The sequence below is a fragment of the Caballeronia sp. LZ008 genome (assembly GCF_031451435.1).
GTDB classification, from domain to species: Bacteria; Pseudomonadota; Gammaproteobacteria; order Burkholderiales; family Burkholderiaceae; genus Caballeronia; species Caballeronia zhejiangensis.
The window spans coordinates 2,859,682-2,872,917 of record NZ_JARUXK010000001.1 but is presented as its reverse complement, the minus strand read 5'-3'; the positions used below and the strand labels follow the sequence as shown (position 1 = coordinate 2,872,917).

At 63.3% G+C, this 13,236-nt stretch carries 11 protein-coding genes and 1 tRNA gene; 5 read left to right on the top strand and 7 right to left on the bottom strand.

Features of this window, described 5'->3' with window-relative positions; translation table 11 throughout:
* Window positions 1-29 precede the first annotated feature (29 nt).
* The 4 genes from QCE49_RS13385 to QCE49_RS13370 form a co-directional block, all read right to left on the bottom strand.
* The gene (locus QCE49_RS13385; protein WP_239295427.1) at window positions 30-932 is read right to left on the bottom strand and encodes an NYN domain-containing protein; all 903 of its coding nucleotides are present in this window, start codon (window positions 930-932) and stop codon (window positions 30-32) included.
* A 127-nt stretch (window positions 933-1,059) separates the two neighbouring features.
* A complete protein-coding gene (locus tag QCE49_RS13380; RefSeq protein WP_250457094.1) occupies window positions 1,060-1,575 on the bottom strand; it encodes a cytochrome b/b6 domain-containing protein in 516 nt (171 codons plus the stop codon).
* Between the two features lie 10 nt (window positions 1,576-1,585).
* Complete coding sequence (locus tag QCE49_RS13375) at window positions 1,586-1,849, bottom strand: PepSY domain-containing protein (protein WP_008352500.1); 264 nt, start codon at window positions 1,847-1,849, stop codon at window positions 1,586-1,588.
* Window positions 1,850-1,927: 78 nt separating this feature from the next.
* Entirely contained in the window at window positions 1,928-3,619 is a 1,692-nt protein-coding gene (locus QCE49_RS13370; protein ID WP_034472322.1) for a thiamine pyrophosphate-binding protein, read from the bottom strand.
* A 296-nt stretch (window positions 3,620-3,915) separates the two neighbouring features.
* On the opposite strand from QCE49_RS13370, the gene flhF reads away from it, so the two are divergent.
* The 3 genes from flhF to QCE49_RS13355 are packed head-to-tail and all read left to right on the top strand — an operon-like array spanning window position 3,916 to window position 7,348.
* Window positions 3,916-5,688, top strand: a complete 1,773-nt coding sequence (gene flhF, locus QCE49_RS13365) for a flagellar biosynthesis protein FlhF (RefSeq protein ID WP_250435339.1) — start codon at window positions 3,916-3,918, stop codon at window positions 5,686-5,688.
* Entirely contained in the window at window positions 5,681-6,598 is a 918-nt protein-coding gene (locus tag QCE49_RS13360; RefSeq protein WP_034472320.1) for a flagellar biosynthesis protein FlhG, read from the top strand. The genes flhF and QCE49_RS13360 overlap by 8 nt, the downstream gene beginning before the upstream one ends.
* A gap of 18 nt (window positions 6,599-6,616) precedes the next feature.
* Complete coding sequence (locus QCE49_RS13355; RefSeq protein WP_008352509.1) at window positions 6,617-7,348, top strand: RNA polymerase sigma factor FliA; 732 nt, start codon at window positions 6,617-6,619, stop codon at window positions 7,346-7,348.
* Between the two features lie 6 nt (window positions 7,349-7,354).
* Here the strand turns inward: QCE49_RS13355 and QCE49_RS13350 are convergent, their stop codons facing one another.
* Window positions 7,355-8,449, bottom strand: a complete 1,095-nt coding sequence (locus tag QCE49_RS13350) for a GGDEF domain-containing protein (RefSeq protein WP_008352510.1) — start codon at window positions 8,447-8,449, stop codon at window positions 7,355-7,357.
* A gap of 212 nt (window positions 8,450-8,661) precedes the next feature.
* Here QCE49_RS13350 and QCE49_RS13345 point away from each other — a divergent pair, with 212 nt between their 5' ends.
* A complete protein-coding gene (locus QCE49_RS13345; RefSeq protein WP_250457095.1) occupies window positions 8,662-9,651 on the top strand; it encodes an aromatic ring-hydroxylating dioxygenase subunit alpha in 990 nt (329 codons plus the stop codon).
* Between the two features lie 33 nt (window positions 9,652-9,684).
* Here the strand turns inward: QCE49_RS13345 and QCE49_RS13340 are convergent.
* A tRNA-Arg gene (locus QCE49_RS13340) sits at window positions 9,685-9,760 on the bottom strand.
* A 312-nt stretch (window positions 9,761-10,072) separates the two neighbouring features.
* Between QCE49_RS13340 and QCE49_RS13335 the strand changes: the two genes are divergently transcribed.
* Window positions 10,073-10,960: a cytochrome c5 family protein gene (locus QCE49_RS13335; RefSeq protein WP_250457096.1), complete on the top strand. Its 888-nt coding sequence runs from the start codon at window positions 10,073-10,075 to the stop codon at window positions 10,958-10,960.
* A 62-nt stretch (window positions 10,961-11,022) separates the two neighbouring features.
* Here QCE49_RS13335 and QCE49_RS13330 read toward each other — a convergent pair whose 3' ends face one another.
* Complete coding sequence (locus tag QCE49_RS13330; RefSeq protein WP_008352515.1) at window positions 11,023-13,110, bottom strand: UvrD-helicase domain-containing protein; 2,088 nt, start codon at window positions 13,108-13,110, stop codon at window positions 11,023-11,025.
* Between the last annotated feature and the right edge of the window lie 126 nt (window positions 13,111-13,236).

The window sequence follows — 13,236 nt, the reverse complement described above, 5'->3', positions numbered from 1 at the left end:
CGAAAGCGGCTGGGCCGTTTTGTTTTCTTCTAGCTGCTGACCGTTCGAACCTTTCTCGCGAACAGACCTTTCTGTCCCATGCCCTCGAGATAGCTCACTTCCATGCCTACCTCGAGTTCATCGGAATCCGCGTCGGACAGTGCGGAGTAGTAAAAGTAGAGTTTCTTGAGGCCGTGTTCCGGCCTGATGTAGCCATATTTTTCCGTCAGACTTTCAATTGTTCCCATCTTCCGGTCGGCCTCTGGCGTACCGGAATTAGGTTGTCGGTCGCGGCGTCGTTGGAACAGGTCGCTCAAGACATCGCGCTCGTCTCCTCGCGTCTCATCCATCTTGTCGATGACTTCGGACATCGAGATGCGATAGCTCACTTCCTTTAGCAACATTGTGCTTGGTCGTTCAGGCTTGGCGTCGCCATTACTGACTGACTGCGTGAAGGTCCAGGTGACGATCATGACGCGGATTCCCAGAGTCTTGAGTTTGCGGACCAGTGGGACATAGTCGCTGTCGCTTGCAATCAACACGACGACGTCAAAGTGCTTGTGGATCGAAAGGTCGAAGGCTTCGAGCGCAAGCCATACGTCGATCCCTTTTTCCTTTCCGGCGAAGTTCATCGGCAGATAATGCGCAGTGACATTCTCGCGCATCAACATGTCATCAACGACGCGATCGTAGTAGAACGCATCACCGCCTTTCTCTTTGCTCTTTTGCGCCGAGAAGCGTCCCCTGAAATAATGAGCGTCGATTACTTGACAGTTGCCAATGTCGACAGCTTCCTCGTCGGCAACCTTATAGCGGATGTACTCATGCAGCCCGGGAATCGAAATCCAGGCCTTCTTCTCATGCTGATGGTTGTAGTACTTGCTGACGCGATCGAAATAATTGCCATCGTAAAAAACGCCGATCTTGGTCAGTTGCCTCGCTGCGTGAGACATCGTGCAGTCGCTCCTTTATCGTTTATCGAAGTCGGCTCTCTGAATCGAGAGCGTGGATCCGATTATCCGAAGCTGCCAGATGTCTTCGATAGTGCAGGATGCTGAATTTAAGTTGCCCAGAAGCAGTTCAGTCGGACGCTTTCTTGATTCGCTTATTCCCCGTCACCATCGCCCGAACCAAATTCTCCCGCGTCCACACGCTCATCAGCACGGCCGCGGCGACGTGCACGCAGACACAAACCTCGACCGCGATGGCGAGCCACGCATGAATCTCCTGCGGCCAGTCCTCGCCCCAGAACGCATCGAGCCGCATGATCCACCCGGACAGCGCGAGCGCGAGAATCAGGAACCAAAGAAAGAGCGCCATCAACCCGCCAAGCGGATTGTGCGAAACGTGATGGATCGGCCTGGCCCTGGCAAGCGACCTCAGATAGTCGACGAGATGCGAGCGCGTCGGCCACCACGCCGAAAACCGCGCATGACGCGAGCCGACGAAACCCCAAACGATACGCGCAACGACAAGCCCGGCCGCGACATACCCGAGCACGCGATGCGTGGAATCCGTCGGTCCGAACAGATTCCACAAGACGATGCCCGCGACGGCCCAATGCGTCAGCCGGACGAAGCCGTCCCAGACTTTCACGGCGCGAGCGTCACTCGACTTCCGACTTCACGACCGCCAGCGTCTTCGTGTCGTAATAGATCTCTACCTTCTTGCCGTTCTTGTCGTGACCGTAGATTTCGTAGCAGTTGCCATCGACCTTGAACTTGCGGATCTTGTAGCCTTGCGCTTCAAGCTGCGCCTTGGCATCCGATTCCTTCATCCATTCGCTCTTCGGATGCGCCGTGCAATCCGCCTTCGCGAATGCCGCACCCGAAAAGCCCAACGCCAACGACAAAGCCAGAACCTTAAGCATCGCTAACTCCCGGTGTTTTCGAACTGGCTACTCTACTGCCACCGGAAGCGCGCTGCAAGCAGCTTGAAAGTTTGTCCGCTAGCGCTTGCCTTGCTGGCGAATTTGTTCGAGTGTCGCGCCCGGCGTGCTCTGGTCCCGCGGAATGCGAATCTCGATCACCGCGGGCAAGCCGGATTCCCGCGCGCGCTCGAACGCGGGCATGAACTGCTCCGTCGATTCGACCAGCTCGCCATGCGCGCCGAACGCGCGCGCATACGCCGCGAAATCCGGATTCGTGAGCTCCGTCCCGTGCACGCGATTCGGATAATGCCGCTCCTGATGCATGCGGATCGTGCCGTACTGCGCGTTGTTCACGACGATGAAAATCACCGGTAGCCGATACTGCATCGCCGTCGCGAGTTCGTTGCTCGACATCATGAAGCAGCCGTCGCCCGCAAACGCGATCACCGTGCGGTCCGGATACAGCGACTTCGCGGCGATCGCGGCGGGCACGCCGTAGCCCATCGCACCGCTCGTCGGCGCGCACTGCGACCGGAAATGCCGATACGAATAATGCCGATGCAGCCACGTCGCGTAATTGCCCGCGCCGTTCGTCAGGATCGAATCGGCGGGAATCGTCTCGGCGAGCTGACGCATGATTTCGCCGAGCTGCACATCGCCCAACATCGGGCGCGGCTTGCGCCACTCGAGATACGCGGCGTGCGCGGCTTCGGCGCTGCCATCCCATGCAACGCTGGCGGGCGCTTCCAGCGAAGCCAGAAGAGACGCGATCTCCGGCATGCCCGACACGATGGGCAATTCCGCGCTATACACGCGCCCGAGTTCCTCCGCGCCCTGATGCACGTGGATGAGCGTCTGCTTCGTCTTCGGGATATCGAGCAGCGTGTAGCCGCCCGTCGTCGATTCGCCCATGCGCGGGCCGAGCACGAAGAGCACGTCGGCATCGCGCACGCGCGCGGCGAGCGCCGGATTGATCCCGAGGCCGACATCGCCCGCGTAGTTCGGATGGTCGTTGGAGAGCGTGTCCTGAAAGCGGAACGCGCAGCCGACCGGCAGTTTCCACGCTTCCACGAAGCGCGCGAAGTCCTGCGTCGCCTCGGCGGTCCAGCCGCTTCCGCCCGCGATCACGAACGGCTTCTTCGCGTTCGCGAGCAGTTCGCGCAGGCGCTCCATCTGCGCCTTCGACGGCGACGCCGCCACGCGCTGATATCGCGGCGCGGGCGGCACGGCATCGACGGTTTCGGTCAGCATGTCTTCCGGCAGCGCGAGCACGACCGGACCCGGACGGCCGGACATCGCCGTGTGAAACGCGTGGCTCATGTATTCAGGCACGCGGCGCGGATCGTCGATCTGCGCGACCCACTTCGCCATCTGCCCGAACATGCGCCGATAGTCGATTTCCTGAAACGCCTCGCGGTCCATGTGATCGCGAGCGCATTGGCCGATGAGCAGGATCATCGGCGTCGAGTCCTGAAACGCGGTGTGCACGCCGATCGACGCGTGCGTCGCGCCCGGCCCGCGCGTCACGATCGCGACGCCCGGCTTGCCGGTGAGCTTGCCGACCGCCTCGGCCATGTTCGCCGCGCCCGCCTCGTGGCGGCAGACGATCGTCTGAATCTGCTCGGTCTCGTCATGCAGGGAATCGAGCACGGCGAGAAAGCTCTCGCCGGGCACGCAGAACACGCGCTCGACGCCGTGATGGACGAGCGCATCGACGAGCAATCGCGCGCCGGTGGTTTGATCCTGTGAGGAAGGGACAGCGGACGTCATGCGAAGAAGTCTCCTTTGATTGTCCGGCGCGGCTTCGATGCGCGCGGAGCCTAAAGCTTACGCCGCCGCGCCCGCGCGCGGAAACGGGCGAAGCGGAATCTTTTTCCGGGCAAACGCCCGCCCTTGCGATGCACGGCGCGCTTCCATCAGCCGAAATACCCCTTTTTCTCACCCCTTATCCAGCGATGGACAAAGACTCAAGTTCGCAATAATGGCTTCACTGAAAAGCGGACACGGCAACGAGCCAAGTGGGTCCGCTTGCTAAAGATCGCAGTTTCACCTCATCGGGGGCAAGTTTGAACATTCGTAAATTCATCGGCGCGAACAGCCGCGACGCACTGCGCCAGGTTCGTGAAGCGCTCGGCCCCGATGCCGTCGTGTTGTCCAATCGCACGCTCGATGACGGCTCGGTCGAGATCGTCGGCGTCGCGGACAGCGACATCGCGTCGATCTCGCCCGCCGCGAAGGAACAGGCAGCACGTTCGGCGGGCACGTCGCGCGCCGCGCTGGCCGCCGCTGCAGCCGCGATGCCGGCGAAGCAGTCGGCCGCGAATCCGTACGCGAGCGGCGATGTGTTCTCGTCCGTCTTCGGCGCGAACACCGATGCGGACGATGAATTTCACGCCGAGCCGGAAGCTCGCGCAGAAGACGACACGCCGCCGACGATGGCCGATTCCAATCCGTGGCTGATCGAGCATGCGAAGCGCATCGCGCAGCAGGCGTCGATGCCGTCGAACCGTCCGCTGACCGCGTCGGCTGCGATCGCACGCGGCATGGGCGTGCCGGTCCCGGTGACTGCGCAAGAGACGCGCGTCGAAAAGACGGCGGACTCGGCCCGCTACGCCATGCGTCAGCAAACGAAGCGCGCGGAAGCCGCCGTCGAGCCGAAGGTCCAAACGCCCGACTGGGCACGCGAAGCCGCGCAAATCGCCGCGCGCCGCGCCGCGCAGAAGATCAACGCGAGCGCGCCGCACGCCGAAGCAGCCGAGGCGAACGCCGCGCCGGCATCGAAGGAACACGCATTCGATGGCTTGCCCGCGAACGCGGCGGCCGTCGTCACCGAAGCGATCCGCACGCGCATGGAGCAGGTCGTCAACGAAACGGTGATGAACGAGCTTTCGTCGATGCGCTCGATGATGGAAGAGCACTTCTCCGGTCTCATGTGGGGCGAGCGCCAGCGCCGCAACCCGACGGGCGGCGCGCTCACGAAGCGTTTGTTCGCCGCCGGTTTCTCGGCGCAGCTCGTCCGCATGATGGTGGACAACATGCCGGAACTCGAGAGCGTCGAAGGCGCGCTCGAGTGGGTGCAGCAGGTGCTCGAATCGAACATTCCGGTGATGGACAGCGAAGACGCGCTGATGGAACGCGGCGGCGTGTTCGCACTGATGGGCCCGACTGGCGTCGGCAAGACGACCACGACGGCCAAGCTCGCCGCGCGCTGCGTGATGCGCTTCGGCGCAAGCAAGGTCGCGCTGCTCACGACCGACAGCTACCGTATCGGCGCGCACGAGCAACTGCGCATTTTCGGCAAGATTCTCGGTGTGTCGGTTCACGCGGTGAAAGACGGCGCGGACCTGCAACTCGCGCTTTCGGAACTCCGCAACAAACATATCGTGCTGATCGACACGATCGGCATGAGCCAGCGCGATCGCATGGTCTCGGATCAGATCGCGATGCTGTGCGGCGCGGGTCATCCGGTGCAGCGCATCCTGCTGCTCAACGCGACGAGCCACGGCGACACGCTCAACGAAGTCGTGCAGGCCTACAAGAGCGCGGCGGACCAGCCGCCGCTCGCGGGCTGCATCCTGACCAAGCTCGACGAAGCGACGAATCTCGGCGGCGTGCTCGATACGGTCATCCGCTACAAACTGCCGGTGCATTACGTGTCGACCGGTCAGAAAGTGCCGGAGAACCTGTACGTCGCGACCAAGCGGTTTCTCATCAAGAGCGCGTTCTGCATCCCGCGCGACAACTCGCCCTTCGTGCCGCAAGACGAAGAAACGCCTGCGCTGCTGTCCGCGTTGTCCGCGCGCGCCACGACCGAACTGCATGAGGTGCACTTTGGATAAGTTCGTGCTCGACCAGGCGGAAGGCCTGCGACGGCTCCTTACGCGCGCCGGTTCGCGCGTGGTGGCGATCGCGGGCGGACCGGCCGGCATCGGATGCACGTCGGCGGTGGTGAATCTCGGCGCGGCGCTTTCCATCCACGGCAAGGACGTGCTCGTGATCGACGAGCACCGCAACGCGGGATCGGTGAGCCGTCTCGTGGGCACCGAAGACGCGGGCGCGCTCGCCTCGGTGATGTCGGGCCGGCGCATGCTCGGCGATGCCGTCGAGCGCACGCCGTTCGGCTTCTCGCTGATGGCCGCGCCGCGCGACGAACGCATCGTTCACGATGCCGCGCAATGCCGCGCGTTGCTCGACGGTCCGGCGGACATCGTGCTGATCGATGCGCAGCTCGATCGCCACGGCGCGCTGTCGACGCTCGCGGCGCAGGCGCATGACTTTCTTATTGTGACGCGGGTAGCCGCGTCGGCGATCACCGAGGCGTATGCGTGCATGAAACGACTGCACTACGCCCATGCGATCGGCCAGTTCCGCGTGCTCGTCAATCACGTGCAGAACCCGGCCGACGCGGCGGTCGCGTTCGACAACCTGTCGGGCGTCGCGAGCCGGTATCTGGCCGTGTCGCTCGTGCAGGCGGGATATGTGTCCGAGGATGCGCGCGTCGCTCGGGCGATGGAACTCTCACGCTGCGCAGTCGAAGCGTTCCCGGCCACGGCCGCGGCGCGCGACTACCGCGCAATCGCGGCGGAGCTCCTGCACTGGCCGATGCGCCCCGCGCCTTATATGCGCGATGCGGGCGGCCAGGCCGACGCGCGAAATCCGGTTAGCGACTCTGTACAGGGCGCGCGGGAGGCGTCGCATCGTGCGGCTGCGCTTCACGACTTTGCATTGAGCAGCACGGCGTCGATGTGATCAAGATAGGTGACCAAGATGTATAACGCCCAAGGCAAACTCTCACAGTCGGAAGTGCTGACGAAATACGCACCGCTCGTTCGACGGCTGGGGCTCCAACTCGTCGCCAAGATGCCGGCGAGCGTCGATCTCGACGATCTCATTCAGGCCGGCATGATCGGCCTGCTGGACGCGGCGAGCCGCTACAAGGAAGATCAGGGCGCGCAGTTCGAAACATATGCGAGCCAGCGCATCCGCGGCGCGATGCTGGATGAGCTCCGCGCGAACGACTGGCTGCCGCGCAGCATGCGCAAGACGTCGCGCGAAGTGGAATCGGCGGTGCACAAGGTCGAGCAGAACCTCGGCCGCGCGGCGAGCGAGCAGGAAATCGCCGAGCACATGAAGATGCCGCTCGACGAATATCAGTCGATGCTTCAGGACTTGCACGGCAGCCAGCTGATCTATTACGAAGACTTCGATCGCTCCGCCGACGACGAGCCGTTCCTCGACCGCTATTGCGTCGATCGTTCGGATCCGCTGTCCGCGCTGCTCGACGACAGCCTTCGCGGCGCGCTGATCGAAGCCATCGACAAGCTGCCCGAGCGCGAGAAGCTCCTGATGAGCCTCTATTACGAACGCGGCCTGAACCTGCGCGAAATCGGCGCGGTGATGGAAGTGAGCGAGTCGCGCGTGTGTCAGTTGCACAGCCAGGCGGTCGCGCGTCTGCGCACGAAGCTGCGCGAGCAGGCGTGGACGAGCGTCGAGGCCTGACGTTCCCTAGCTGATCTCGAAGTCCCGCGTCTCGGCGAAGACCGTTTTCCCTTCGCCGAGACTTTTCGCGCGGTACATCGCGCGGTCGGCGGCGCGCAGCACGGCGGTCATGCCGGTTTGATGCGCGGACGCCGCGCTCGAAAGCAGGCATGCGCCGATGCTAGCCGATACCGACACCGGCCGCTCCTGCACCGACGTAATTTCGCCGAGCGCCGAATGGATGTTGTCGGCCACCGACAACACGGCGTCGCGGTCGCGCATCTGATGCGCGAGCACGACGAACTCGTCGCCGCCCAGACGCGCGATGGTGTCCGACTTGCGCATGCGCTTCGCGAGCGAGTCCGCGAAGGCTTGCAGCAGCAGATCGCCGACGGCGTGACCGTAGGTATCGTTCACTTCCTTGAAGCCGTCGAGATCGATCAGAAGGAGCGCGGTGGCGTGATCGCCATTGGCTTCGGGCGCGTTCATCGCGCGATCGACGACTCTTTCCAGCGCGTACCGGTTCGACAGACCCGTGAGCGGATCGGTCGATGCCTGACGCGCTAGATCGCGATTCGCGTTGCCGAGCCGATCGACGAGCACGCTCAGATACACCGATGCGCCGAGTACGCTCAGCGCGAGCCCGATCGCGGCGGGAAGATTCTCGTGCCACCACGGCTGCCAGACGGCCATCGCCGTGACGATGATGAGCGCCGTCGCGCACGATACGGCGAGCGTGCGCTTGCCGTATCGGCATCCCGAACCGATCAGAAACCAGAACATCACCCAGAGAAGCGGCAGCGCCGTTGCGCCGCCCGCGGCGAGCGCGAGCCCGAGGATCGTCTGATCGGCGATGGTCGTGACGGTCAGGCGCGCAACAGAAGGCGCGCTCATGCGGCTGACGATCAGAAGCGTGATCGCCCCATAAGACACATAGAGCGCGACGAGGCGCGTGGTCAGGAAGGCATCGTGTGAAGGGCGGAGCCACGCGAAAACGCCGTAAGCCAGAAGAACCACCGCTCCCATCCAGACCCGCAGCGTGGCCTGCTCGCGTTCCGGATTCCGGTGTTCGGACCATGCGAAGGCATAAGTCCGGCGTGCCGGTTGATGCGCCTGCTCCATACTGAACCCCTGGATGGTGATTTCTTTCTTTTATCTTGCTGCCAAGTACTGCGGCCCCGTCGCATGGCATCGGCTGAATGGAGTGGTATCGAGTTGCACCGAGCGAGCGATCCGCTATTTTGCAACGTTTTGCGAAGACGCTGTGTTTCGTGTAAGAACAGCTTAAGAACGTCCATTTCTCATTCACGGCGATGCGCGACGAATCCATTTCTTTGGCTGCCGAATGGCTGCCCGTTTGCAATAGCGAAGACGTGCCGGAAGGCGGCGCGCGCGGATTCATCGTGGCCGATGAGCGGATCGTCGTGTGGCGGGACAGCATCGGCGCGGCGCATGCGTGGCGCGATTACTGTCCGCATCGGGGCGCGCAGTTGTCGCTCGGGCATGTGATGCGCGATCAGATCGTGTGTCCGTATCACGGCTGGAGTTACGACATCGAAGGACAGTGTTTGCGGATTCCGTCGAATCCTTCATTGCGCCCGTCGAAGCGCGCGTGCGCGACGACTTTCGTTTGCGAAGAGAAGTACGGCGTTATCTGGATGTGTTTCGGCGAGCCTGCGTATGCGCTCGATTTCTTTCCCGAAGCCGCGATTCCCGGTGGCCGGCGCATCAATCTCGCGCCGCAGACGGTGAGGTCGTCGGCGCCGCGCGTCGTCGAGAATTTTCTGGACATGGCGCATTTCTCGTTCGTGCATGCGGGGATTCTGGGCGAGGACACGCATACGGAAGTGCCCGATTACGAAGTCGTCGCGAGCGATGAAGGTCTGGAAGCGCGGCAATGCCGATACTGGCAACCGGCGGGAATGCCGTGGCAGGGCGGCGGCGCGATGATCGATTATGTGTATCGCGTGAAGCGGCCTTTGATCGCGAAGCTGACGAAGATGGCGTCGGGCGGGCAGGGCGCGCTGCATATCATGCTGGCGGCGTCGCCGGTGACGCAGACAGAGACGCGCGCGTGGCTCGTCTCGATTCACGAGGACGATTCGACGCATTCCGATCGCGAGCTATACGACTTCAATATGGAGATTTTGATGCAGGACACGCCGGTGGTGGAGTCGCAATGGCCGCAGCGCTTGCCGCTCGATCTCGATGCGGAGTTGCATCAGAAGTGCGATCGGATGGCGGTGGCTTATAGGAGGTGGTTGGCGGGGATGGGGTTTGGTTGGGGGACGACGACGGCGAATCGCGACGGCGGACTCGAGTAGTTTCGACTGCGACGGCTGTCGAGTGGAAACGCTTGGCGCGCCCGGCTGGGATCGAACCAGCAACCCCTGCCTTCGGAGGGCAGTACTCTATCCATTGAGCTACGGGCGCATCGGAGAAGGGCTTGCGGAAGAACTACACACGCCGTAAGACGGCTGCAAGGCCCATGCGAATCCGAGAGGATACCTGTTTTCCGTGACGCCGTCCATTGTGCGGGACCGGACGCCCTGCGCGGAACGAGTCACAAAGCATCACACGATTCGGGTAAACGCCCGCTTCGCCGCCCCGGCCACCCCGCGCCGACAGTTAAGCGTTCCGTCTATAATCGACCGTGCCTTTCCCCAAGGCGCGCCTAGCGCACTGCCGTAGCTGTCACGCTGTCACTGAACCGACTCACACCAAAAAACGGGAGACGAGACAAGCATGAGCGAAGCACCCCACGGAGCCCCGATCAAGACACCCGGCCAACTCATCGCCGCGGTCATCGCGGGATTCGGCATCCCGGTCGCCATCATCATCCTGCTCGCGGTGTACGTGAACAATTCCACGCGCACCGGCGCCGGCACGGACATCGAGCAGTCGGTCAACGCGCGCATCGCGCCCGCCGCACAAGTCGATGTCCGCGACGCCAACGCGCCGCGCGTCTACAAGTCCGGCGAGGAAGTCTTCAAGGCCGTGTGCTCGGCCTGTCACGCGACAGGCACCGCCGGCGCGCCCAAGTTCGGCGATGCCGGCGCATGGGCCCCGCGCATCGGCGAAGGTTACGACACGCTGCTGCACAACGCGCTCAACGGCAAGGGCGGCATGCCCGCGCGCGGCGGCACCAGCCCCGACGATTACTCCGACTTCGAAATCGCGCGCGCGGTCGTCTATATGGCGAACGGCAGCGGCGGCAAGCTCGCGGAACCGGCGCAACCGGCATCGGGCGCCGCGGCTGCATCGAGCGCGGCAGCGCCCGCCGCAGCCAGTTCGAACGAAAATGCTCAGGCCGCCGCAGCGGTCGCGGCGCTCGCATCGGTGCCGGCGGCTGCATCGGCGGCGCCGGCCGCGGGCGCGCAAAGCGCCGACGCCGCTCAGGCAGGCAAGGCGCTCTACGAGCAGGTCTGTCAGGCGTGTCACGCGGCGGGCGTGCTCGGCGCGCCGAAGTTCGGCGACAAGGCCGCGTGGGCGCCGCGCCTGAAAGAGCCGATGGACACCGTCTACAACTACGCGCTGCACGGCAAGGGCGCGATGCCGCCAAAGGGCGGATCGAACGCATCGGATGCAGATGTGAAAGCCGCCGTCGATTACATGGCGAACGCGGCGAAGTAAGCGAAAACCCTGCGCGAGCGGCCGCGCGAGCGGGGTTTTTCATCAGCAAGACGGCAAACCGTTCACGTCTTCTGCAACATCGCCTTGAGCATCGCCATGCGATCTTTCGGCGACAAAGGCGCTTCTTCGGCCGTCGGCGGCGGCGCATCGTCGAGCAGCATCTCTGGGATGAACCGCGACGGCTCGCACACCACCGTCTCCCGCGCGCGCTTTCTCTTCTTGCACCAGTTCAGATGCAGACTGCGCTGCGCCCGCGTGATCGCGACATACATCAGCCGGCGCTCTTCCTCGATGCGCGAATCGTCGACGGGCGCGTCGTCGTCCGAACTGCCGCGATGCGGCATGATGCCTTCCTCGACGCCCACCAGAAAGACGTGTGGATACTCCAGCCCCTTCGACGCATGCACCGTCGACAGGCGCACTGCATCCGGGTCTTCTTCCTTGCCTTCGAGCATCGACATCAGCGCGACGGTCTGGATCAGGCCGAGCAGGTTCTTGCCTTCATCGGCGAAACCGTCGGCGGTGTCGAAACCGGTCTGCTCCGCGCCCGGCGCGGCTTCCGGCTTCGTGCCCTTGCGCTTCAGCCATTCGAGAAATTCGAGCACGTTCTGCCATTTCGACTGCGCCTGGCGCTCGTCGTACGCGTCATAGAGATACGACTCGTAGTGGATGGCTTCCATCATGTCGTCGAGAACTTCGGTCGCGGGATCGCGCGCGGCGCGGTCCGACAGACGCCGGATCCATTCGCAGAACGTGCGCAGCGGCTCGACCTGCCGCGCCGACAGACGCGCCTCGATGCCGCCCATGAACACCGCCTCGAACAGCGACACCTTCGCCGCGCCCGCGAATGCGCCGAGCGCTTCGAGCGTCGTGTTGCCGACACCGCGTCGCGGCGTGGTGATCGCGCGGATGAAAGCGGGATCGTCGTCGGGATTGGCGATCAGCCGCAGATACGCGATCAGATCCTTGATCTCGGCCTTGTCGAAGAACGATTGCCCGCCCGAGAGCACATAAGGAATGCGCTCCCGCCGCAACACCTGTTCGAAGATGCGCGCCTGAAAGTTGCCGCGATAGAGAATCGCGTAATCGCGAAACTGCGTGCGCCGCTCGAACTTGTGCGCCGACAAGCGAAACACGACGGATTCCGCCTCGTGCTCTTCGTCGTTGCAGCCGGTGACGGTGATCGTGTCGCCCATGCCGTGCTCGGACCAGAGCTTCTTCTCGAACAGCTTCGGATTGTTGGCGATGACGTTGTTCGCCGCCGTCAGAATCCGCACCGTCGAGCGATAGTTCTGCTCCAGCTTGATGACATGCAGCTTCGGGAAATCCTTGCCGAGTTGCGCGAGATTTTCGATGGTCGCGCCGCGCCAGCCGTAGATCGCCTGGTCATCGTCGCCGACGGCCGTGAACGCGGCGCGCGGACCGGCCAGCAGCTTCACGAGTTCATACTGGCACGCGTTCGTGTCCTGATATTCGTCGATCAGCAGATAGCGCAGGCGGTTCTGCCACTTGTCGCGCACCTGCTCGTTCTCCGCGAAAAGCTGCGCGGGACGCAGGATCAGATCGTCGAAATCGAGCGCCTGATACGCGTGCAGCGTCGCGGCGTAACTCCGATAGACGATCGCCGCCTGATGCTCGTCCTCGTTGCTCGCGAGCACGGACGCCTGATCGGGCGAAACCATCGCGTTCTTCCACAGCGAGATGATCGACTGGATCTTGCGGATCAGGCCTTTGTCCGTCGTGCCGAGCTGTTCCTGAACCATGCCGAAGCAATCGTCGGAATCCATGATCGAGAACTGCGGCTTGAGTCCGACGTGTTCCGCTTCCTGCCGCATGATCTGCACGCCGAGCGAGTGGAACGTGCAAATCGTCAACTGATTGACGGGAATCTTGCGGCCTTCCTTGCCGGGCGTCGTGAGCGTCTTGCCTTCGAGGAGCTTGGCCGTGCGCTCCCGCATTTCGAGCGCGGCCTTGTTCGTGAAGGTGAGCGCGGCGATGTGCTTCGGCTCGAAGCCGCGCCCTTCGATCAGATGCGCGATTTTCTGCGTGATGACGCGCGTCTTGCCGCTGCCCGCGCCGGCGAGCACGAGACAGGGACCATCGAGATAGCGCACGGCTTCGCTTTGCGCGGCGTTCAGACCAGCGGACATCGTTTTGGCTTTGGAGTTTGGGCGCGCCTGGCTGTGACTTGCGCGCGAAAGGAGAGCGCGATGTTAACACGATAGAGGCGGCGCGGTTCCGGCCCCTGTTCGTGCCACAATATCCGGTCAATTCAA